The 21,771-nt window shown below is 73.3% G+C and carries 20 protein-coding genes; 14 read left to right on the top strand and 6 right to left on the bottom strand.

Features of this window, described 5'->3' with window-relative positions; genetic code table 11:
- Nucleotides 1-48: 48 nt before the first annotated feature.
- The 3 genes from AC067J_RS29815 to AC067J_RS29805 all read right to left on the bottom strand — a co-directional run bounded on the left by AC067J_RS29815 (nt 49) and on the right by AC067J_RS29805 (nt 3,386).
- Nucleotides 49-2,214: a hypothetical protein gene (locus AC067J_RS29815; protein WP_478304373.1), complete on the bottom strand. Its 2,166-nt coding sequence runs from the start codon at nt 2,212-2,214 to the stop codon at nt 49-51.
- Nucleotides 2,211-2,552, bottom strand: a complete 342-nt coding sequence (locus AC067J_RS29810; protein WP_478304371.1) for a hypothetical protein — start codon at nt 2,550-2,552, stop codon at nt 2,211-2,213. Before AC067J_RS29810 ends, AC067J_RS29815 begins: the two co-directional genes overlap by 4 nt.
- A 165-nt stretch (nt 2,553-2,717) precedes the next feature.
- Nucleotides 2,718-3,386 carry a FadR/GntR family transcriptional regulator gene (locus tag AC067J_RS29805; RefSeq protein WP_478304370.1) on the bottom strand — a complete coding sequence of 223 codons (669 nt, stop codon included), beginning with the start codon at nt 3,384-3,386 and terminating at the stop codon, nt 2,718-2,720.
- A gap of 86 nt (nt 3,387-3,472) precedes the next feature.
- Between AC067J_RS29805 and AC067J_RS29800 the strand changes: the two genes are divergently transcribed.
- The 3 genes from AC067J_RS29800 to AC067J_RS29790 all read left to right on the top strand — a co-directional run bounded on the left by AC067J_RS29800 (nt 3,473) and on the right by AC067J_RS29790 (nt 5,656).
- Nucleotides 3,473-4,759, top strand: coding sequence for a CynX/NimT family MFS transporter (locus AC067J_RS29800; protein WP_478304369.1), 1,287 nt, complete (start codon nt 3,473-3,475; stop codon nt 4,757-4,759).
- A 134-nt stretch (nt 4,760-4,893) separates the two neighbouring features.
- Entirely contained in the window at nt 4,894-5,016 is a 123-nt protein-coding gene (locus AC067J_RS29795; RefSeq protein ID WP_478304367.1) for an SGM_5486 family transporter-associated protein, read from the top strand.
- Nucleotides 5,017-5,128: 112 nt separating this feature from the next.
- Nucleotides 5,129-5,656: a SixA phosphatase family protein gene (locus AC067J_RS29790; protein ID WP_478304365.1), complete on the top strand. Its 528-nt coding sequence runs from the start codon at nt 5,129-5,131 to the stop codon at nt 5,654-5,656.
- A gap of 76 nt (nt 5,657-5,732) precedes the next feature.
- Here the strand turns inward: AC067J_RS29790 and serB are convergent, their stop codons facing one another.
- A complete protein-coding gene (gene serB / locus AC067J_RS29785; RefSeq protein ID WP_478304363.1) occupies nt 5,733-6,989 on the bottom strand; it encodes a phosphoserine phosphatase SerB in 1,257 nt (418 codons plus the stop codon).
- A gap of 261 nt (nt 6,990-7,250) precedes the next feature.
- Between serB and AC067J_RS29780 the strand changes: the two genes are divergently transcribed.
- The 3 genes from AC067J_RS29780 (at nt 7,251) to AC067J_RS29770 (ending at nt 12,043) form a co-directional block, all read left to right on the top strand.
- Nucleotides 7,251-9,848 (top strand): FHA domain-containing protein, encoded by a 2,598-nt coding sequence (locus AC067J_RS29780; RefSeq protein WP_478304361.1) that lies wholly within the window; start codon nt 7,251-7,253, stop codon nt 9,846-9,848.
- 451 nt (nt 9,849-10,299) lie between these two features.
- The gene (locus AC067J_RS29775; RefSeq protein WP_478304612.1) at nt 10,300-11,397 is read left to right on the top strand and encodes a GAF domain-containing sensor histidine kinase; all 1,098 of its coding nucleotides are present in this window, start codon (nt 10,300-10,302) and stop codon (nt 11,395-11,397) included.
- Complete coding sequence (locus AC067J_RS29770) at nt 11,390-12,043, top strand: response regulator (RefSeq protein ID WP_478304359.1); 654 nt, start codon at nt 11,390-11,392, stop codon at nt 12,041-12,043. The genes AC067J_RS29775 and AC067J_RS29770 overlap by 8 nt, the downstream gene beginning before the upstream one ends.
- Nucleotides 12,044-12,119: 76 nt before the next feature.
- Here AC067J_RS29770 and AC067J_RS29765 read toward each other — a convergent pair whose 3' ends face one another.
- Entirely contained in the window at nt 12,120-12,917 is a 798-nt protein-coding gene (locus tag AC067J_RS29765; RefSeq protein WP_478304357.1) for a hypothetical protein, read from the bottom strand.
- A gap of 148 nt (nt 12,918-13,065) precedes the next feature.
- Here AC067J_RS29765 and AC067J_RS29760 point away from each other — a divergent pair, with 148 nt between their 5' ends.
- From AC067J_RS29760 to AC067J_RS29730, 7 genes are all read left to right on the top strand, one after another.
- A complete protein-coding gene (locus AC067J_RS29760; RefSeq protein ID WP_478304355.1) occupies nt 13,066-13,857 on the top strand; it encodes an ABC transporter ATP-binding protein in 792 nt (263 codons plus the stop codon).
- A 305-nt stretch (nt 13,858-14,162) separates the two neighbouring features.
- Nucleotides 14,163-14,573, top strand: coding sequence for an NfeD family protein (locus AC067J_RS29755; RefSeq protein WP_478304610.1), 411 nt, complete (start codon nt 14,163-14,165; stop codon nt 14,571-14,573).
- Nucleotides 14,574-14,583: 10 nt separating this feature from the next.
- Nucleotides 14,584-15,636 (top strand): SPFH domain-containing protein, encoded by a 1,053-nt coding sequence (locus AC067J_RS29750; RefSeq protein WP_478304353.1) that lies wholly within the window; start codon nt 14,584-14,586, stop codon nt 15,634-15,636.
- A gap of 198 nt (nt 15,637-15,834) precedes the next feature.
- Nucleotides 15,835-16,593: a sulfite exporter TauE/SafE family protein gene (locus AC067J_RS29745; protein ID WP_478304351.1), complete on the top strand. Its 759-nt coding sequence runs from the start codon at nt 15,835-15,837 to the stop codon at nt 16,591-16,593.
- A gap of 8 nt (nt 16,594-16,601) precedes the next feature.
- Nucleotides 16,602-16,778, top strand: coding sequence for a DUF1272 domain-containing protein (locus AC067J_RS29740; RefSeq protein WP_478304349.1), 177 nt, complete (start codon nt 16,602-16,604; stop codon nt 16,776-16,778).
- Between the two features lie 45 nt (nt 16,779-16,823).
- On the top strand, nt 16,824-17,126 hold the full coding sequence (locus AC067J_RS29735; RefSeq protein WP_478304347.1) for a 4a-hydroxytetrahydrobiopterin dehydratase: 303 nt from the start codon (nt 16,824-16,826) through the stop codon (nt 17,124-17,126).
- Between the two features lie 152 nt (nt 17,127-17,278).
- Nucleotides 17,279-19,171, top strand: coding sequence for an outer membrane protein assembly factor BamB family protein (locus AC067J_RS29730; RefSeq protein WP_478304345.1), 1,893 nt, complete (start codon nt 17,279-17,281; stop codon nt 19,169-19,171).
- A gap of 82 nt (nt 19,172-19,253) precedes the next feature.
- Here the strand turns inward: AC067J_RS29730 and AC067J_RS29725 are convergent, their stop codons facing one another.
- The gene (locus AC067J_RS29725) at nt 19,254-19,799 is read right to left on the bottom strand and encodes an HNH endonuclease (RefSeq protein ID WP_478304343.1); all 546 of its coding nucleotides are present in this window, start codon (nt 19,797-19,799) and stop codon (nt 19,254-19,256) included.
- 305 nt (nt 19,800-20,104) lie between these two features.
- On the opposite strand from AC067J_RS29725, the gene tyrS reads away from it, so the two are divergent.
- Nucleotides 20,105-21,376 (top strand): tyrosine--tRNA ligase, encoded by a 1,272-nt coding sequence (gene tyrS / locus AC067J_RS29720; RefSeq protein ID WP_478304608.1) that lies wholly within the window; start codon nt 20,105-20,107, stop codon nt 21,374-21,376.
- Nucleotides 21,377-21,771 lie beyond the last annotated feature (395 nt).

The following is a 21,771-nucleotide window of genomic DNA, read 5'->3' as shown; positions in this document are numbered from 1 at the left end:
TCCGGGCGGCGGGCTCTCCGGCTCGCAGGCGCACGCGGCGGGCGGGCCTCACTTCTGGCCGTTCCGTCCGAGGGCGCTCATGGCGTTCGCGCGGCCGGTCGCGTGTCCGGTGCCCAGCTCGGCGGAGACGAGGTTGGCCGACTCCTCGTCCGCGTGGGTCGCCGCGCCCCAGCCCGACGCCATGACCTTGCCCTGGGTCAGAGCGGCGTGGTGGGCGTCGGCGGAGCCGGTGTTGCCCGCGTGCCGGGCGTCCTCCTTGACGTTCTCCACCCACCCGCCGATCCCGAGGTCGACGAAGGCGCCGGCGACGGCCCCGACCTCCGGGACGAACCCGGTCACGGTGCCGTTCGCCGAGGAGGCGAACCCGCCGGTCTCCTCGGCCCACTCCGTCCGGTCGTCCTTCTCGTCCAGGATGACGGAGGAGCGGATCGCGTCGAAGGCCCCGAGCGCAGTCCCGATCTGGCGTGCCGGGATCTGCCGCTCCTCCGCGTCGTACCGCGGCTCGGCGGGGATCCCGGCCAGGGCTTCGGCGGCCCTGGCCCGTTCGGCGCCGTAGAGCACGGCGTAGGCCTCCGGCTCCTCCGCGGTGCCGCGCATCACCCGGACGACGTGGTCGGCGCCGCCGCCGAGACGGCCCTCGCCGTCCTGCTCCCAGGCGCTGTCGTGCCGGGCGGTCGAGACGTGCTCGCTGAGGATGAGATGCGTGTCGGCCGCGTAGTCGGACAGCGCGTCGGCCAGCGGCACGCGCAGGTCCTCGTGGACCTCGGCGCCCCTGCCGTCCGCGTCCAGGGCGTCGATGACGCCCTGCATGACGCGCGCCTGGGCCGGGGTGTGCGGGCCGCCGTCGTGGCTGCCCCCGCCCGGGACGTCGCCGGTGGAGGCGGCCTCCAGCGCGGCGGCGAGGCCGCTGCGGTGGGTGGCGGTGTCCCGCATCGGCGGGCCGACCAGGGTGCTGACGTAGCCGGTGGGCCAGTCGCGTTCGCGCAGCAGGTAGCCGAGGCGGCCCTCGGCTCCGGGGCTCTTCGGGTCCAGGAAGAGGGTGGCGGCCTCCGGGTTCCGGCCCATCAGCCCGAGCACGCCGTCCACCGGGTCGTGCACCAGGTCCGGGCGGGGGCCGTTGAACTGGCGGACCTTCCAGCGGTTGTCCTCGCGCTCGGCGGCCAGGACGTCGGTGCCGAGGTCGTTCAGGAACTGCGTGCCGTAGCCGGCGCCGCCCTTCCGGAGCAGCGTGACGAGCGTCTGGTAGCCGTAGATCGGCTCCGAACCGCGCCCGAAGCGGCGGGCGTTGAGGTTCCTGACGCCGGCCTCCCGCAGACCCCTGCGGAAGTCCCGGTAGAACGCGGAGTCCGTGTCGCGGGTGGCGCCGGCGAGGGTGTCGGCCAGGTCGGCCTGCAGCCCGCCGTACTCGCGCTTGAGCCGGCCGTTCCGCTCGTTGATCCGTACTTCCAGCTCGTCGGCGAGCAGCAGGGCGCCCTCGGGGCCGAGTGCGGCGAGCAGGGTCCGGCCGTAGACCGGGCTGCCGGAGCCGGCCTTCATCAGGTTCCCGAGCTCGGCGAGCTCCTCCGGGGTGAGCGTCCTCCCGTCCTTGAGCCGTGCGGCGAGTTCGGCGGCGCGCCTGCCGTCCGCCTCGTCGCCGCCGCCGACCGCCCGGCCGTTGAACTCGTTCACGAGGTCGCCGACCCTGGCGGCGCGGCGGAGCCGGAGGGCGGCCCGCGCGTCGGCGGCGGTGGCCTCCTCCAGGTGGACCCGGATCCTCTGCGTCCACCGGGCCGCGGCTTCGTCGCGCTCGCGCCGGTAGTCCGGCTCGTGCCGGTAGGCGGACCCGCTCGCCGGGTCGAGCGCGGAGACGTCGAACACGGCGGTGCCGGTGCCGGTCACCTTCATGCCGTCGGCCCGGGCGTCCGAGACGGTCTGCCCCAGCTTCCGCTGCGCCGACTCGAAGTCGTTCCGGGCGTCGGCGATGACCGAGGCGACGGCCGCGGCCTCGGTCTGCGCGTCGACGGTCTGCTGCCGGGTGCGGCCGAGGCGCAGGCCGGCGGTGGACGCGGTGTGGCCGAGCCAGAGGCCGGGGTCGCCGGTGACCGAGAGCACCTCGTTCTCCAGCCGGTGCTGGACGAGCCGGTACCTGCGCGCCATCTCGGTCCAGCCGGCGGCGGCCTCGGCCATGGCGGACACGTCGGCCTTCATGACGTCCTCGAAGCCGAGCACGCTCACGCCTTCCCTGTGAACGAGGCGGCGATGCCGTGCTCGACGTCCAGGTAGTTGGTGTGGGTCTGCCGCATCATCCCGGCCTCCTGGTTGAGCCGGCCGTTCAGCTGCGACACCTGCTCGTGCCACTCCTGGAGCGCCCCGCGCAGCGCGGCGGCGGTGTCCCAGCCGCTCAGCTTCGCGGCGGCCGCGCCGGTCGCCTCGTCGGCCGTCCTCCCGGCCGCGGTGCTGTCGCCGGCGATGCCGTCGAGTGCGGTGGCCGCCCTGTCGACCGCCGCCGTGGACACCTTCGTCGGCGTCCCGCCGCCCGGCCCCGGGCTCGGCTTCAGGTCCGGATCCGCCATCGCTTCTCCCCGTGGTGCCACACCCGGCCGGTGTCCGGCCGTACGCGAAGTGTGACGGGACGTTAGCACGCGAAAAGCCGCCGCCCGCAAGGCTCGTAGGCCATTTCGGGGGCGGTCGGGCGAGGGTGGCGGGTCGAGCGGGCGGGGGAGGTCCGCCGGGCGGGGTCAGCGGTCGGTGCAGGCGCCGATGGCGCGGCCGGCCTCGTGGGAGGCGCGCTGGGGGTCGCGGGCGCGGATGGCGTCGACGATCTTGTCGTGACCGAGGTAGCGCTCGGCGATGAGCTCGGGGCCGACGTCGTGGCGGAGGTGGGCGCGGGTGACCTCGCCGAGGTCGGCGTAGACGGCGGCGAGGACGTCGTTGTGGGCGGCGGCGACGACGGCCTGGTGGAAGGCGGCGTCGGCCTGGACGAAGTCCTCGGCGTCGCCGGAGCGCCAGGCGTCCTCGCGGCGGGCCAGGGCGGCGTCGAGGAGGGCGAGGTCGCGGTCGGTGCGGCGGGTCGCGGCGAGCCCGGCGGCGGAGGTCTCCAGGGTGACCCGCAGTTCGGCGACGTGGGCCTGGTCGGCGTCGGCGAAGCGGCGGTGCATGACGCCGGCCAGCTCGCTGGTGGCGAGGACGTAGGTGCCGGAGCCCTGGCGGATGTCGAGCAGTCCGTTGTGGGCGAGGGCGCGGACGGCCTCGCGGACGGTGTTCCGCGCCACACCCAGCTGCTCGACCAGGGCGGCCTCGGTGGGGATGCGGGAGCCGACGGGCCACTCGCCGGAGGTGATCTGGGCGCGCAACTGGGCGATCACCTGGTCGGACAGCGGGGTGCGCCTCGGAGAGGACAGCGCCACGGGGGACTCCTTGGGGTCGGGTGGGTCGGGCCATCATGCCAACTCAAGGGTGCGCTAATTCATCCCATCATTCTATGATGGCCCGCATGTCGTCCGCAGCAGACACCGCCGCCTCCCCCCGTACCGGGACCCGACCGCAGGCCGAGCGCCCCGCCCCGCCCCGCCGCAACCACCTCGGCTGGCTGTTCGCCGTCGCGATCGCCGCCGCCGCCTTCAACCTCCGCCCGGTGGTGACCAGCCTCGGGCCGCTGCTCGACCAGGTCCGGGCCGACCTCGGGATGAACCCGACGGTGGCCGGTCTGCTCACCGCCGTCCCCTCGCTCTGCTTCGCCCTCTTCGGCTTCGCCGCGCCCGGCCTGGCCCGCCGGCTCGGCCCCGTCGCGGTGGTCACCGCGGGCCTGGGCGCGATCACCGCCGGTGTGCTGGCCCGCTCGTTCGCCGGCGGCACGGCCGTCTTCCTGCTGCTCACCGCGCTGGCGCTGGCCGGCGTCGCGGTCGCCAACGTGCTGATCCCGGTGGTCATCAAGCGGTACTTCCCGGAGAAGGTCGGGCCGATGATCGGCCTCTACTCGATGGCGCTGTCGGCCGGCACCGCGCTCGCCGCCGCCGTCACCGTGCCGCTGACCGGCGCGCTCGGCGGCGACTGGCGGTTCGGGCTGGGGATCTGGGCCGCGCTCGGTGCGGTCGCCCTGCTGCTCTGGCTGCCCGTCCTGGTGTCCCGGCGGCGGGAGGCCGGCGGACAGGCCGCCGGCCGGGCGGCCGGGAAGCTGCCGATCACCCGCAGCCGCACCGCCTGGGCACTGGCCTGCTTCTTCGGCTTCCAGGCCACCGGCGCGTACGTGGTGATGGGCTGGCTGCCGAAGATCTTCCAGGACGCCGGCGTCTCCGAGGGCACCTCGGGCGTGCTGCTGGCGCTCACCATGGTGATCGGCGTGCCGGTCTCCTTCGTCCTGCCGAACCTGGCCGCCCGCCGCGGCGACCAGCGGCTCTTCGTGGTGGTCCTGGCCGCGTGCGGCATCGCCGGGTACTCCGGGCTGGCGGTGTCCCCGTCCGCCGCGCCGTGGGTGTGGGCGGCCCTGGTGGGCCTCTCCAACTGCGCGTTCCCGCTGGTGCTGACCATGATCGGCCTGCGCGCCCGGACGGCCGGCGGCGTGGCCCAGCTCTCCGCCTTCGCGCAGGGCGTCGGCTACCTGATCTCGATCCCCGGGCCGATCCTGATCGGCCGGCTCTACCAGGCCACCGGTGAGTGGTACCTGCCGCTGGGCTTCCTGGCGCTGCTGCTGGTGCCGCAGATGCTGTTCGGCCTGCGGGCCGCCCGGGCCCGGCACATCGAGGACGAGGCGGTCCTGCCGGTGGCGGCGGCCAAGGCCTGAGCGGCGGCCAAGGCCTGAGCGGCGGGCCCGGGGGCCGGCGGCCCGCGGCCGGGGCGACCGGGCCCGGCCCGCCGCCCCGGCCCCCCGGTGGGGCCGGTGGCGGGCGGACGCGTTCGGGGTGGGAGAATCCGGTCATGCCCGTACTCGACCCGAACCCCACCGACGGCCACAAGAAGCTGGGCCAGCTCGCCGGCGTGATCGGCGGCATCGTCGTGCTCCTGGTGATCGTGGCGATCGTCGCCCGCAACCTGGGCTGAAGCCCCGGCCGCGTCCGGGTGAACCACGCATGATGACACTCCCCACCCCTGAGGGTGGCGGCATCCGGCAGCGCCGCGCTCCCGGGCGGCTTTTCTGCCAAGCTTGCTGGGTATGAGCGCCGACACGCCCCGCAGGATCATCGTTCTCCGCCACGCCAAGGCCGACTGGCCGAACGGCGTCGACGACCACGAGCGGCCGCTGGCCGACCGGGGCCGCCACCAGGCCCCCGAGGCCGGACGCTGGCTCGCCGATTCCGGCATCAACCCCGACTACGTGCTCTGCTCCACCGCCCTGCGCACCCGCGAGACGTGGAAGCTCGCCGCCCACGAGCTGCCCAAGCGCCCCCGCAGGACCGTGTACGAGGAGCGGGTCTACGAGGCCAGCCCCGGCGAGATCATCACCGTCCTCCAGGAGACCCCGGACGACCACGCGGACCTCGTGCTGGTCGGCCACAACCCCGGTGTGCTCGGCCTGACCCAGGTGCTGGCGGGTGACGAGGGCGACCGCGACGCGCTGGAGCGACTGCGGCTCGGGGGCTTCCCGACCGCCGCGGTCGCGGTGCTCAGCTTCAGCGGCTCCTGGAAGAACGTCGAGCCGGGTGTGGCCGCCCTGGTGTCGTACTACACGCCCCAGGACTGAGCGGACGGACGCATGAAGGGGCGCGCGGACCAGGTCCGCGCGCCCCTTCATGCGCGTACGGGTACGTCCGGGAGTGCTAGTCAGCCGGCTGGCCGTCCAGCACGTCGGCCGCCTCGACCTCCTCGCGGGTGATCCCGAGCAGGTACAGCACGGTGTCCAGGAACGGCACGTTCACCGCGGTGTCCGCCGCCTCCCGCACCACCGGCTTGGCGTTGAACGCCACGCCCAGCCCGGCCGCGTTCAGCATGTCCAGGTCGTTGGCGCCGTCGCCGATCGCCACCGTCTGGGACAGCGGCACCTTGGCCTGCTCGGCGAACCGGGCCAGCCAGCGGGCCTTGCCCGCCCGGTCGACGATGTCGCCGACCACCCGGCCGGTGAACCTGCCGTCCTCCACCTCCAGGGTGTTGGCCGCCGCGTAGTCCAGCCCCAGCTGCTCGACCAGGTGGTCGGTGACCTGGGTGAACCCGCCGGAGACCACCGCGACCTGGTAGCCCAGTCGCTGGAGCGTCCGGATCAGGGTGCGCGCCCCCGGCGTGAACCGGACCTCCGCGCGCACCTTCTCGGTCACCCCCGCGTCCAGGCCGGCCAGCAGGGCCACCCGGGCGCGCAGCGACTCGGCGAAGTCCAGCTCGCCGCGCATCGCCGCCGCCGTCACCTCGGCGACCTCCTGCTCGCAGCCCGCGTGGGCGGCGAACAGCTCGATCACCTCGTCCTGGATCAGCGTCGAGTCGACGTCCATGACCACCAGCCGCTTGGCCCGCCGCTCCAGCCCGGCCGCGACCACGGCGACGTCCACCCGCTGGGCCGCCGCCTCCTGCGCCAGCTCGGCGCGCAGGTGATCGGTGGCCACACCCGAGACGGCCAGCTCGACGGCGGTCACCGGGTACTTGGCGAGCCGGAAGACACGGTCGATGTTGCCGCCGGCGGCGGTGATCCGGGAGGTCAGCGCGGCGACGGCGGCGGCGGTCAGCGGGTGGCCCAGGACGGTGACGTGCGACCGGCCCTCGCGGCGCGGCCGGTTGTCGCCGATGCCGGAGAGGATCTCGGCCTGGAGCTTCTGCTCCTCGGCCCAGCGGTGCACGACGGACCGCAGACCGCCCTCGGCGCCGGGCGCGCCGGGCGGGGTGACCAGGGCGCAGAGCGTTATCCGGCCACGGGTCACCACCTGCTCGATGTCGATGACGTCGACGCCGAACCCGGCCAGGGTGGCGAAGAGGCCGGCGGTGATGCCGGGGCGGTCCTTGCCGAACACCTTGACGAGCAGGGTGCGCTCGTCCTCGGTCCGGGGCTGCGGGGCGGGGAACGGCTCGGCGGCCAAGGGCGATGCGTTCATGGTGCCTCCCACGCTACCCGCCGCCCGACGGGCCCACGGCACCCGTCCGGGTCGTGGACGTGCCGCGTGCGTGCCGCGTACGCGCCGTGGACGCACGGTTCGGGGGCCGTCCGCGAATCGTTGCCGCCTGGTCACAGTCCCCGGGGGCGACTTTCACGGACGGCCGACGGGCTGGAATGATTCCCCCGTCAGATTCACGATCATTTCGCCCCGGGACGGGGCGCACCATCGGGGGAACCGAGAGAGCGGGGCAGGCGAGCAGTGCCGCAACTCGTCATCGAGATCAACGGACAGCAGCGGACTCTGGAGCCCGGGCGGTCCTACACCATCGGTCGCAACCCGCAGTCGGACTTCCCGTTCGACGACGCGCGGGTGTCCTGGCACCACGCCACCATGTCCTTCAACGGGACGGGCTGGCAGCTGGACGACCACGGGAGCACCAACGGCACCTACACCGGCGGGGCCCGCACCATGCAGGCGCCCCTGTTCCCGGGGGCCGTGGTCAACCTCGGCAACGCCGAGAACGGTCCCCGGCTCGCCTTCTCCGCGCCGGCGCAGGCCGCCGCCCAGGCCCAGGCCTGGCACGAGGCCGCCACCAGCCGCAGCGCCGCCCCGCAGGCCCACGCCGCCCAGCAGCAGGCGCAGCAGCCGTGGGCCCAGCAGCCCCCGGCGCAGCAGCAGCCGTACCCGCAGCAGGCCCAGGCCCAGCCCCAGTGGCCCGGCCAGCAGCAGCCGTTCCCGCAGCAGCAGGCGCAGCAGCCGTACCCGCAGCAGGGCTTCCCGCAGCAGCAGGGCTTCCCCCAGCAGGGGGCCGCGCCGCACGAGGGGCCCGGCGGCCCGCAGCCGACGGTCATCCGCAACCTGACCGCCGGCATGAACACCATCCGGATCGGCCGCGCGCTCGACAACGACATCGTCGTCTCCGACCTCCAGGTCTCCCGCCACCACGCCGAGCTGCGCCAGCTGCCCGACGGCCGGTACGAGATCGTCGACCTCGGCAGCCACAACGGCATCTTCCTCAACGGCCTGCGGGTCGAGCGCCAGCTGATCGGCCCGCAGGACCGCCTGACGGTCGGCCACTCCAGCTTCGTCCTGGTCGGCGACCAGCTCCAGGAGTTCGTCGACACCGGCGCCGTCTCCTTCTCCGCCCGCCACCTGACCGTCGAGGTCGACTTCAAGGGCGGCAAGAAGGTCCTGCTCAACGACGTCAGCTTCGGTGTCCCGGAGAAGTCCCTGGTGGCCGTCATCGGCCCGTCGGGCTCCGGCAAGTCGACCCTGCTGCGCGCCCTCACCGGCTACCGCCCGGCCGACCGCGGCGACGTCCTCTACGACGGCCGCAACCTCTACAAGCAGTTCGCCGAGCTGCGCTCGCGGATCGGCCTGGTGCCGCAGTCGGAGATCCTGCACAAGGAGCTGACCGTCCGCACCGGCCTCAAGTACGCGGCCCGGCTGCGCTTCCCCGGTGACACCGAGCCGCGCGAGCGCGAGGCGCGGATCGACGAGGTGCTCTACGAGCTGCGCCTGGACAAGCGCGCCGACAACCGGATCACCGCGCTCTCCGGTGGCCAGCAGAAGCGCGTCTCGGTCGCCCTGGAGCTGCTCACCAAGCCCTCGCTGATCTTCCTGGACGAGCCCACCTCGGGCCTCGACCCGGGCATGGACCGCGAGGTCATGCAGATGCTGCGCGGCCTCGCCGACGACGGCCGCACCATCCTGGTCGTCACCCACTCGGTGGCCGAACTCGCGCTCTGCGACCGGCTGCTGGTGATGGCGCCGGGCGGTTCGGTGGCCTACTTCGGCCCGCCGGACGAGGCGCTGCACTTCTTCGGGTACGAGACCTGGGCCGACGTCTTCCAGGCCTTCGAGAACTACCCGGACCACGACTGGGCCGGCCGCTACCGCGGTTCGGTGCACTACCAGCAGTACTCGGCCGACGTGGAGTCCGGCGCGGTGCAGTCCGCGCAGATCGTCCAGGAGGCGGTCCGCCCGCCGAAGCCGCAGAGCTGGGGCTCGCAGCTGTGGACGCTGATCCGCCGCTACGCCTCGGTGCTCGCCTCCGACCGGGGCTTCCTGGCCCTGTCGGTGCTGCTACCCGCGGTGCTCGGCGCGGTCAGCGTGCTGATCCCGAACGAACCGGGCCTCGCCCCGAACCCCAAGTCGCAGCTGGGCCTCAACAGCGGCGCGGCGACGATCATGCTGATCCTGGCGATCGGGGCGTGCTTCTCCGGGGCGGCCAACTCGGTCCGCGAGCTGATCAAGGAACGGGCGATCTACGAACGGGAACGGGCCACCGGGCTCTCCCGCTCGGCGTACATGATGTCCAAGATCATCGTGCTGGGCTTCTTCAGCGTGATCCAGGGCGCGATCATCTCCGCCGTCGGCTTCCTGCCGCGCAAGCTGCCCGAGCACGGCCTGGTCTTCAAGGACCTGCCCATCATCGAGATGAGCCTCGGCCTGATCCTGCTGAGCTTCGCCTCGATGATGTTCGGCCTGGCGATCTCGGCCCTGGTCAAGACCGCCGAGAAGACCATGCCGCTGCTGGTCATGTTCGCGATCATCCAGGTCGTCTTCACCGGCTGCCTCTTCCAGATCTTCTCCAAGCCCGGCCTGGAGCAGTTCGCCTGGCTGATGCCCGCCCGCTGGGGCACCGGCATGGTCGCCACCACGCTCGACCTGTCGCACCTGCTCGGCCCCTGGAACAAGGACTTCCAGAACCCCGAGTACGACGCGATCTGGGGCCACAACGCCGGCCAGTTCTGGCTGGACGCCGGCGTGCTGATCGCGATGTCGATCATCATCGGCGTCATCGTGACCCGCCTCCAGCGCCGTCACGAGCCCGAGGTCATGCAGAAGGGCTGACCCCTTCACCGCCGCCGCCGAGGGGCGGCCCACCCCACCGGGGAGGGCCGCCCCTCGGCGTTCGCACCCCCGGCACCCCCGGCACCACCGGGCGCCCCCGGCGCCGCCGCCTCCACCGGGCACGCGTCCGCCACTGTCCCGCCGACGTTTCCCCCGCGTTCACCGGCCGCCGCGGACCGGCGACGTGCCTCCGGACCCCCGCGTTCGCCGACCGCGGCGGCGGACCGGAGGCCTAGGTCTCCGGACCCGGGCCCCGCCCGGCCCCGGACCGACGCGACCGCCCCGCGGGCGGCGGTAGGTTGGCGGTATGCCCACCGTGCCCAGCGACCACCGGCACGCCGGCCTGCTGCCCGTCGACCGCATCCCGGTCGGCCCGCCGCCGGACGGTTCCCTGCCCGCCTGCGAACCCTGCCTCGCCGGGATCGAGGCCGTCAGCCAGGCCCTGCTCGCGATGAGCCGCCACCTGGAGGTCCGCGAGGTCCTGCGCCGGATCACCGCCTCCGCCCGCCGCCTGCTCGGCGCCGAGTACGCGGCCCTCGGCGTCCCCGACGACCACGGCGGCTTCGCCCAGTTCGTCGTCGACGGCGTCACCGACGAGCAGTGGAAGGCCATCGGCCCGCTGCCCCGCCAGCACGGCGTCCTCGCCGCGATGCTCCACGAGACCGGCCCGATCCGGCTCGCCGACGTCCGGCAGGCCCCCTCCTTCGGCGGCTGGCCCGCCGCCCACCCCCAGCTCGGCGCCTTCCTCGGCATGCCCATCATCGACACCGACCACGCCGACGACGAACCCGAGGTCCTCGGCGTCATCTACCTCGCCAACAAGCACGGCGGCGGCGGCTTCACCGACCACGACGAGGAACTGCTGCGGATACTCGCCGCCCACGCGGCCCTCGCCCTCTACAACGCCCGCCTCTACGAGCGCAGCCGCGAACTCACCCTCGCCGGGGAGCGCGCCCGGATCGCCCACGACCTGCACGACGCCGTCTCGCAGAAGCTCTTCTCGCTGCGCCTCACCGCCAAGGCCGCCGCCAAACTGGTCGACCGCGACCCGGCCCGCGCCCGCGCCGAACTCGCCGAGGTCGCCCGGCTCGCCGCCGAGGCCGCCGACGAGCTGCGCGCCGTCGTCGTCGAACTGCGCCCCGCGGCCCTGGAGGAGGACGGCCTCAGCGCCACCCTCGCCTCCCAGGTGCAGGTCCTCGACCGCGCCCACGGCGCCGACATCGCCTTCGCCGCCGACGGCGTGCGCGCCCTGCCGCCCGCCCAGGAGGCGGCCGTGCTGCGGGTCGCCCAGGAGGCCCTGCACAACGCCCTGCGCCACTCCGACGCCCGCCGCGTCACCGTCACCCTGGCCGGGACCCCCGGCCGCGGCGCCGTGCTGCGGGTCAGCGACAACGGCCGGGGCTTCGACCCCGAGTCCGTCCGCCGGGCGGGCCGCCACCTCGGCCTGGCCTCGATGCGCGACCGCGCCGCCGCCGTCGGCGGCCGGCTCACCCTGGACTCGGCCCCCGGCAGGGGAACGGTCGTCGAGATGGAGGTCCCCGGTGCCTGACACCGTGTCCGCGATCCGCGTCCTGCTCGTCGACGACCACCAGGTGGTCCGCCGGGGCCTGCGCACCTTCCTGGAGGTGCAGGACGACATCGAGGTGGTCGGCGAGGCCGCCGACGGCGCGGAGGGCGTCGACCGGGCCCGCGCGCTCGACCCGGACGTCGTCCTGATGGACCTCAAGATGCCCGGCGTGGACGGCATCGAGGCGCTCCGCACGCTCAAGGAGGAGGGCAGCCGCGCCCGGATCCTGATCGTCACCAGCTTCACCGAGCACCGCACCATGGTCCCCGCCCTGCGGGCCGGCGCCGCCGGGTACGTGTACAAGGACGTCGACCCGGAGGCGCTGGCGGGTGCGATCCGCTCGGTCCACGCCGGCCACGTGCTGCTCCAGCCGGAGCTGGCCGAGGCGCTGCTCGCCGACGACGGCCCGCGCGCCCCGCAGGGCCGCGGCGGCACCCTCACCGAGCGCGAGCGCGAGGTGCTCGGGCACATCTCCGACGGCCGCTCCAACCGGGAGATCGCGCGCAGCCTGCACCTGTCCGAGAAGACGGTGAAGACGCACGTCTCCAACATCCTGATGAAGCTGGACCTCGCCGACCGCACCCAGGCCGCGCTCTGGGCCGTCCGCAACGGCGAGACGCGCGCGTAGGGCGTTTGGCGTGCCGGGCGGGGCCACGGCCCGGGCCCGCCCGCGGGGGCGGTCACCGGGCCGAGGGGGCCGCCCGTCAGCCCTTCTCGTCCACCAGCGCGTTGTACGCCGCCACCTGTGCCCGGCGGGCGGTCCGCCAGAGCGGAGCCAGCACCGCCTGCCGGGCCGCGATCTCGGAGGCGCTGACCGCCGCGCCGTGGCTGCCGGAGGCGATCGACAGCAGCGCCGCGACCTGCCGCGCCGACTCCAGCACCCGGACGGCGCGCGGCGGGTAGCCCGGCGCGAGCAGTTCGGCGTGCCCGCGCCGCCGGTACGCCTCCAGCGCCCGCAGCGCCTCCGGCCCCGCGCCGGCCACGTCCAGCCGGGTCAGCAGCAGCGTCGCCTGGCGCAGCCCGTCGGTGAGTTCGAACTCGGCCTCGTGCAGCGACGGCACGTCGGCCGGCGGGGCGTCGTTCACCTCGTGGCAGCGCCAGAGCACGGTCGCCGAACGGTCCCCGGGCGGGCCGTACACCTCGATCTCGGGCACCAGCCCCAGCGGCACCCCGACCGCCAGCACCGCCTCGCCGACCGCCATCGCGTGCTCGTTGAACGGCGCCGGCCCGGTCAGGCCCAGCGGGTGCCCGGCCGAGGGCAGCGCCAGCCGCAGGCCCTTCACGCCCAGGACGCGGAGCCGCCCCAGCGCCCAGGTGAGCCCGTGCCGCTCGTCCGGGCCGTCCCCCGGCAGACCGGCCACCCGGTGGCTCTCGTCGTCCCCCAGGACCGCCGCGGCGGCGTTGTCGGGCGGCACCAGACCGGCCAGCAGGGCGTTGCCCCAGGCGGCCAGCCGTCCCGAACGGGGCTCTTCGTACGGATTGTCGGCAGGAGTCGCGAGCATCCGGCCAGCCTACGGAATCGGCGGTCATCCGCGTGGCGTAGGTTTGCCCATGCGCGTGCGGCGCACCCACTCCGTGCCCACCGGCCGCCGGAGTAGGCTGCCCGCCCGCACCGACGGCCGTATTTCTGTTTTGGGGAAGGCGTAGGTCATGAGCGACGTGCTGGAGCTGGTGGACGTATCCGTGGTCCGGGAGGAGCGCGCGCTGGTCGACCAGGTCTCGTGGTCCATCTCGGAGGGCGAGCGCTGGGTGATCCTCGGCCCGAACGGCGCCGGCAAGACCACCCTGCTGCAGATCGCCTCCACGTACCTCTTCCCGACCTCCGGCAAGGTCACCGTCCTCGGAGAGAAGCTCGGCGAGGTCGACGTCTTCGAGCTGCGCTCCCGGGTCGGCCTGGCCGGCGCCGCCATGTTCGACAAGCTGCCCGCCGAGCAGACCGTGCTGCAGACCGTCCTCACCGCCGCGTACGGCATGACGGTCACCTGGCAGGAGACGTACGAGCAGTCCGACGAGTCCCGCGCGCTGGCGCTGCTCGACCGCCTCGGCATGTCCGGTCTGACCGCGCGCAAGTTCGGCACCCTCTCCGAGGGCGAGCGCAAGCGCACCCTGATCGCCCGCGCCCTGATGACCGACCCCGAGCTGCTGCTGCTGGACGAGCCCGCCGCCGGCCTCGACCTCGGCGGCCGCGAGGACCTCGTCCGCCGGCTCGGCGCCCTGGCCCAGGACGAGTTCGCGCCGGCCATGGCCATGGTCACCCACCACGTCGAGGAGATCGCCCCCGGCTTCACCCACGTGCTGATGATCCGGCAGGGCAAGGTCCTCACCGCCGGGCCGATCGACACCGAGCTGACCGCGCGCAACCTGTCCAAGTGCTTCGGGCTGCCGCTCACCCTGGAGCGGCACGGCGACCGCTGGTCCGCGCAGGGCCTGCCGCTCGGCTGAGCACCGCGAGCACCGCTGAGTGCCGCGGAGCACTGCCGGGTGCTGCCGATCACCGCTGAGCACTGCCGAGTGCTGCTGAGCACCGCTGAGTACCGCCCCGCGTCCCGGCCGGGCCGGCGCCGCCCGCGCGGCCCCGCCCCGGCCGGCCGGGGGCCGGTGGGGCCGGGCCGGAGCCGCGCTGGACCCCACTGAACTCCACTGAACTGCAACCGGTCGCACGTGCGACCGGTTTCCGCCCCTCCACCTGCGGGAACTGACCGCCTGGTAGGCCCTTCCCTCCCTAGGATGGACACGTGGACAGCTGGATCTGGTGGCTCCTGGTCGCCGTCGGCCTCGGTATACCGCTGGTGATCACCGTGATGCCGGAGTTCGCCATGTTCGCCGTCGGCGCGCTCGTCGCCGCCGGCGTGGCAGGCCTGGGCGCCGACCCGGTCTGGCAGGTCCTGGCCTTCGTCGCGGCCTCGGTCGCGCAGTTGGTCCTGGTCCGCCCCATCGCGTACCGGGCCCTGCGGAAGGGCCCGCAGATCAAGATGGGCATCGAGGCGCTCTTGGGCGCCACCGCGGTCGTCGCGGAAAGGGTCGACGGGGAGGGCGGACGGATCAAGCTCAACGGCGAGATCTGGTCGGCCCGCGCGCTCCACCCCGAGCAGGTCTACCAGCCGGGGCAGCAGGTCGACGTCGTCGAAATCCAGGGCGCGACCGCCCTGGTCGTCTAGGGGAGAGTCCGTGGAACCCGTCCTTATCGTCCTGGTCGTCCTGGTCGTGGTGGCATTCATCGCGCTGATCAAGACGATTCAGGTCATCCCGCAGGCCAGCGCCGCGATCGTGGAGCGCTTCGGCCGCTACACCCGGACGCTCAACGCGGGGCTGAACATCGTCGTCCCGTTCATCGACCGCGTCCGGAACCGGATCGACCTGCGCGAGCAGGTCGTGCCGTTCCCGCCGCAGCCGGTGATCACCCAGGACAACCTGGTGGTCAACATCGACACGGTGATCTACTACCAGGTCACCGACGCGCGCGCCGCCACCTACGAGGTCGCCAGCTACATCCAGGCGATCGAGCAGCTCACCGTCACCACGCTGCGCAACATCATCGGCTCGATGGACCTGGAGTCCACCCTGACCTCGCGCGAGGTCATCAACGCCGGACTGCGCGGGGTGCTCGACGAGGCCACCGGCAAGTGGGGCATCCGCGTCAACCGCGTCGAGCTCAAGGCCATCGAGCCGCCGACCTCCATCCAGGACTCGATGGAGAAGCAGATGCGCGCCGAGCGTGACAAGCGCGCCGCGATCCTCACCGCCGAGGGCAACCGGCAGTCCCAGATCCTGCGCGCCGAGGGTGAGAAGCAGGCCGAGGTGCTCAAGGCCGAGGGTGAGGCCCAGGCCGCGGTGCTGCGCGCCGACGGTGAGGCGGCCGCCATCCGGACCGTCTTCGAGGCGATCCACGAGGGCGACGCCGACCAGAAGCTGCTCGCCTACCAGTACCTGCAGACGCTGCCCGAGCTGGCCAAGGGCGACGCCAACAAGCTCTGGATCATCCCGAGCGAGATCGGCGACGCGCTCAAGGGCATCGGTGGCGCGTTCACCGGCATGCCCGGTCACGGTGGTGCCAACGGTGCCGCGGTCGCCGCCCCCAGCGCCCCGGCCGCGCCGCCGGCCGCCACCCAGGTGCCGCTCGACCCGGCGGCCGGTCCGCGCCCGCTGGACACCGACACCAAGGGCTCGGCCCGCCCCCGGATCGACCCGCTCCGCGAGTACCGCAAGAGCGACCCGGAGTGATCCCCGGCTCCTCGGCCCCGCCGGCCGAGGGCCCGTCCGACGCCCGAGGGCCCGCCCCCCGTACCGCACGGGGCGGGCCCTCGGGCGCTTTCCGCGACGGTGTGTCGAACATCCCGAATCGTGGTCGACGCTGGAACGGCCACCCTTCCGTCCGGCATGATCACCGCGGACGGACAGGACCGGTACGGGAGGTGGCTCATGACGACCTGGGAGGCGATCGCCGTCCTGGTGGCAGGTGTCGGCGCCGGAATGATCAATGTGATCGTCGGTTCGGGGACCCTGATCACCTTCCCGGTCCTGCTCGCCGTCGGACTCCCACCGGTCACCGCCAACGTCTCGAACTCCTTCGGCCTGGTCCCCGGCTCGCTCAGCGGCGTGATCGGCTACCGCCGGGAACTCGTCGGCCAGGGCGCGCGGCTCGCCCGCTTCGGCACCGCCTCCCTGCTCGGCGGAGTACTCGGCGCCTACCTGCTGATCGAACTGCCCAGCAGCGCCTTCGACGCGATCGTCCCGGTCCTGATCCTGCTCGCCCTGGTCCTGGTGGTCGTCCAGCCCCGGGTGGCCAAGGCCGTCGCCGCCCGCCGCCGCCCCGACGGCGACCCGCACGGCGGCCCGCTGCTGCTGGCCGGCATCTTCCTCACGGGCATCTACGGCGGCTACTTCGGCGCCGCCCAGGGCGTCCTGCTGCTGGCCCTGATGGGCATGATGCTCCAGGAGGACCTGCAGCGGATCAACGGGGTGAAGAACGCCCTGGCGATGATCGTCAACGGCGTCGCCGCCCTGTTCTTCCTCTTCACCTCGACCGTGAACTGGGCGGCCGCCGGCCTGATCGCCGTCGGCTCGCTCGTCGGAGGGCTGATCGGCGCCAAGGTCGGCCGGAAGCTGCCGCCGCAGGCCCTGCGCGCGGTGATCGTCGTCGTCGGCCTCGCGGCCGTCGTCAAACTGCTCACGAGTTAGGCACACCGATGGCCCTGGAGATGCGGGAGATCTGCGAGCGCTGCGAGGTGTCGCTGACACCGGACGGCCCGGCTTCTATATGTTCCTTCGAGTGCACCTTCTGCGCGGCGTGCACCGAGGCGATGGCCGGCGGCTGCCCCAACTGCGGCGGCGAGCTGGTGCCCCGTCCGCGCCGGAAGAGCTGACACCTTCCCACCTTCTGCTGGTACGTGTGTGACGGGAGCGGGCCGATGAGCCGAGCACGGCTGACCGAGGACGAGATCGCCGCCGGACTGGAGGGGCTGCCGGACTGGTCGCGCGACGGCGACTCGCTCGTCCGCACCGCCGAGGCACCCGACTTCCCGGCCGGGATCCGGGCCGTGGCCGCCGTCGCCGAGGCCGCCGAGTCGATGGACCACCACCCCGACATCGACATCCGCTGGCGCACCCTGCGCTTCGTCCTCTCCACCCACAGCGCCGGCGGCCTCACCGCCCTCGACCTCACCCTCGCCGCCCGGATCGACACCATCCTCCGCACGGAGTCCGCCCGGTAGGGCGTGTCCTGCTCCCCCCCCCGGGGGGGGGGGGCTTGCCCGTTCCGCCCGTTTCCACCCGTTCACTGCCTTTGCGGGACACCGGAACCGTCCGCTCCGGGGCCGTGAGATGCTGACTGCCGTAGTACAGGCGGTCGGGAGGGACGGAACGGATGGCTCAGGACCCCCTCGACGACGGTCGGGCGCAGCAGTGGCAGGCGCAGCAGGTGCCGCAGGAGTGGCCCGCCGGGTACGGCGGGTACGCCGGGCAGACCTGGCCGGGGGAGCAGGGATACGGGGCCGGAACCGGCACGGCGTACCCGGAGCAGGGATACGGCGAGACCGCGTACGGGCAGGGCGGGTACCCGGACGGGACGTACGGCCAGTACGACCAGTACGGTCAGTACGACCCCGGCCGGCAGTACCAGCCGTACCAGCAGTACACCGACCACGAGCAGCAGCAGTACGCGCCGTACGCCGTCCCGCAGCAGCAGCCGGGGGAGGGGCTGTACGCGCCCGTCGGTGCCGAGTACTCCGCCGACGGCTACGTGCACCTGGAGCCGGAGCTCGCCCCCGAGCCCGAGCCCGAACTCGCCCCCGAGCCCGAACCGAAGGCCGCGGCGACGGCGGGGACGAAGGCACCGGCCGTCGAGCCCGCCGCCGTGCCGCCGGCCCGGTCCGGCTTCGCCGCCAGGGCCCGGGCCGCCACCGGCGCCGCCGCCGAGCACGCGCCGAGCAGGCGCGCCCTCACCGTCCGGACGGGCGCCGGCGTCGCCGCGCTCGGGGTCCTGATCGCGGCCGGGCTGACGGTCGGTTCGGAGGGCGGCGGCCGCGGGTCCGCCGGTGCCGCCGGCGGCGGGGAGCCGGGCTTCACCATCGCCCACACCAAGATGTGGTCCGCCCAGTCCGTTCCGGTCACCCAGGCCGCCCAGCCGGGCGCCGACCGGCCGGGCGGCGACGACACGCTGGTCGGCAGCTGGCTGCTCGCCGACACGGTGGTGCGCGCCGACGCGACCGGCGTGCACGCGTACGACCTGGAGGCCGGCAAGCCCACCTGGTCGGTCGAGCCGCCCGCCGACGGCGCCGTGCCCTGCGGGCTCTCCCCGAGCGTCAACGGAGTGGGGGTGGGGGCGGTGCTGTTCCGGCCCCAGGCCGATCCGAAGAGCCCCTGCGCCCTGGTGGCCGCCGTCGACACCAAGGCCGGGAAGACCGCGTGGACCAAGACGCTCTCCGAGGCCAAGGGCCTCTACACCGCCACCGTCGGCGTCACCGAGGACAAGGTGATAGCCGTCGGTGACGACCACGTCGTCGCCTGGGAGTCGGCCGACGGCAAGGACGTCTGGCAGTACACCGGGCAGGGCAAGTTCTGCACCCTCTCCGGCGGCGTGGCCGACCGGACCGTCCTGGTGGCCAGCTCCTGCGCCGACTCCACGCCCGTCGACCAGGCCGTCGCGCTGAACACCGCCGACGGCACGGTCGCCTGGTGGCGGGGCATGAACAACCGGCCGAGGACCGCGACGGTGCTCTCCGCCGAACCGGCCGTCGTCCTCACCACCGGGGAGAAGCCCGAGGACGACCGGGTGTTCGCCTGGGGTCCGGGCGGCGACCCGGAGGCCGAGATCCCGGTCGCCGGCGCCGACGGCCGGCTGGACGTCGCCCACGGCGCCTTCTCGGCCACCCCGGGCGTCTACTTCCAGGACCGCACGATGGTCACCACCATCGCCCCGGCGGCGAACGGCGGCGGACCGGCCTCGGTGGTCGGCTACGACCTCGACAGCGGCAAGCAGCGGTGGAAGACCCTCACCTCCGAGAAGGGCGAGGCCAGGGCGGTCGGCATCGACGGCGGCGCGCTGGTGCTCGCCTTCGACGAACGCCTCGACCAGCCCGCCCACCTCAGCCGCTTCGCCCTGGACGCCGGCCGCGAGACGGTCGGCGGCAACTTCCCGCAGGGGACCGGCTCCCTGCTGATATCCGGCCGGGTGCTGATCGGCGGAGGCCGGGTCGTCGCCGTCCCCGAGCACTCCACCAACTTCGGCACCGCGACCGGATACCAGGCCAAGGGCTGACCGCCCCGGCCGCTCCTCGCCTCACCCGCTCCTCGCCTCACCCGCTCCTGGCCCCGGCCGCTCCTCGCCCCGGCTCCCCGGCTCAGGCCGCGGAGGGCGCGGTGGCCGCAGTGGCCGGAACGGCCTGGGCCGGCAGCCAGTCGGCCAGCTCCCGGACGTCGGAGCCGCGCAGCCCCAGCGCCATCATCAGGGTGGCCTGCGGAGTCGGCACGAACGGCTTGCGGAGCAGCTTCATCCCCGCCTGCTCGGGCGTCCGGTCGGCCTTCCGCTGGTTGTCCTCGGCGCAGGCGGCGACGGTGTTCAGCCAACTGTCCTCGCCGCCCCGGGATTTGGGGTGCAGGTGGTCCACCGTGGTGGCCCGCCGCCCGCAGTAGGCGCACAGGTGCTGGTCACGGACGAGCACCCCGCGGCGTGACCACGGAGCCTGTTGTCGGAACGGCACCCGGACGTACCGCTGGAGTCTGATCACCCGGGGCACCGGCACGGTGATCCCCGTCCCGCGGATGGAGCGCAGCGGATGCGCCTGTTCCACCACGGCCTTGTCCTGGAGCACCAGGACCACGGCGCGCTGGAGCGACACCGTCGTCAGCGGCTCGTAGCTTGCGTTCAGAACCAGCGTGCTGCGCACCTCGGCCACCCTTCTCGACGGGCGTGCCACGGCGGCACGACCGTCCCCACACACGTCACTGCCGCCGCACGGCGGTGGGACCACTGTGAAGGGGCCCAAGGCCGTCGAACAACGGAATTTCCAGTGGCGGCGAGGGGCCGGGCCGTCCCGAGCGGTTCCGCGGGGGGAACACGTCCAGGCCGGTCCGGGAGATATTCGCTCGCCCGGACCGCGTAGGCTCTACAACGCTGGAGCCGTCCCGCACCGGGGCCCGATCGGACCGGGCCCGCACCGGGCGGACGCCCGACCGAAGGAGAAGCGTGACCGTGACGGACATCGTCGACGAGCTGCGGTGGCGTGGGCTGATCGCCCTGTCCACCGACGAGGACGCACTGCGCAAGGCGTTCGCGGACGGCCCGGTCACGTTCTATTGCGGCTTCGACCCGACGGCCCCCAGCCTGCACCTCGGCAACCTGGTGCAGATCCTCACCATGCGCCGCATCCAGCAGGCGGGGAACCTCCCGCTCGGCCTGGTCGGCGGCGCCACAGGCCTGATCGGCGACCCGAAGCCCACCGCCGAGCGCGTGCTCAACGACCCCGAGACGGTCGCCGGCTGGGTGGAGCGCCTGCGCGGCCAGATCTCGCGCTTCCTCGACTTCGAGGGCCCGTACGCGGCGCGCATGGTCAACAACCTCGACTGGACGTCGGGGATGTCGGCGATCAGCCTGCTGCGCGACGTGGGCAAGTACTTCCGGGTCAACAACATGATCGCCAAGGAGGCCGTCGCCCGGCGGCTCAACTCCGACGCGGGCATCAGCTACACCGAGTTCAGCTACCAGATCCTCCAGGGCATGGACTACCTGGAGCTGAACCGCCGCTACGGCTGCGCGCTGCAGACCGGCGGCAGTGACCAGTGGGGCAACCTCACGGCCGGCACGGACCTGATCCGCAAGGCCGACGGGAAGTCGGTCCACGCGCTGGCCACGCCGCTGATCGTCAAGGCGGACGGCACCAAGTTCGGCAAGACGGAGTCCGGCACGGTCTGGCTCGACCCCGAGCTGACCACCCCGTACGCCTTCTACCAGTTCTGGCTGAACGCGGACGACCGGGACGTCCCCAACTTCCTGCGGATCTTCAGCTTCCGCTCGAAGGAGGAGATCGAGGAGCTGGAGCGCGAGACGACCGAGCGGCCGGCCGCCCGTCTCGCCCAGCGTGCGCTCGCCGAGGAGCTGACCACCCTGGTCCACGGCGCCGAGCAGTACGACCGCGCCGTCGCCGCCTCCAAGGCGCTGTTCGGCCAGGGCGACCTCGCGGACCTGGAGGCCCCGACCCTGGCGGCCGCCCTGGCCGAGGTCCCGAAGGCCGAGGTCGGAGAGCTCCAGCCGGTCGTCGACCTGCTGGTCGCGGTCGGTCTCGCCCCCAGCCGTTCGGCCGCCCGCCGGACGATCAAGGAAGGCGGCGCCTACCTCAACAACGTCAAGGTGACGGATGAGGAGGCGGTCCCGACCGAGGCCGACCTGCTGCACGGCCGCTGGCTGGTCCTGCGCCGGGGCAAGCGGAACCTGGCAGCCGCGGAGCTGATCGCTTCCGCGTCGTGACTGAAACCCGACGCCGCTGATCTGCGGCTTCGACCATGGAGGGCGGGATCCAGCCGGATCCCGCCCTCCATGTTTGACGATGTCGTCCAGGTGGCCTAGTGTTGAACGAGTCGCTTGAAGCGGCCACCCACTCAGCAAGACCCACTCCCTCCTCGAAGCCCATTGACTTGGGTCGGTCGGCGTTTCCGTCGACCGGGGCGAGAGTGAATTTCGAGTGACACTCGAAATGCGCTAATGTGGGGGCCATCGCAGAAAAGCGGACCCGGCCAGTTCGGGAAATCGGATGAATGAAACTCCGGAAAACGGAGCGGAAAACATCTGGTAAGCTGGAAACACGAAAGAACGAAGCGCCCGGAGGGCCGGTGTGAAAGCCGCCTGAAGGAAGTGTCCGTTCC

The organism is Kitasatospora sp. NPDC042419 (genome assembly GCF_056437345.1).
Note: the sequence above shows the minus strand (reverse complement) of the source record. Positions and strands in the feature narration are given on the sequence as shown.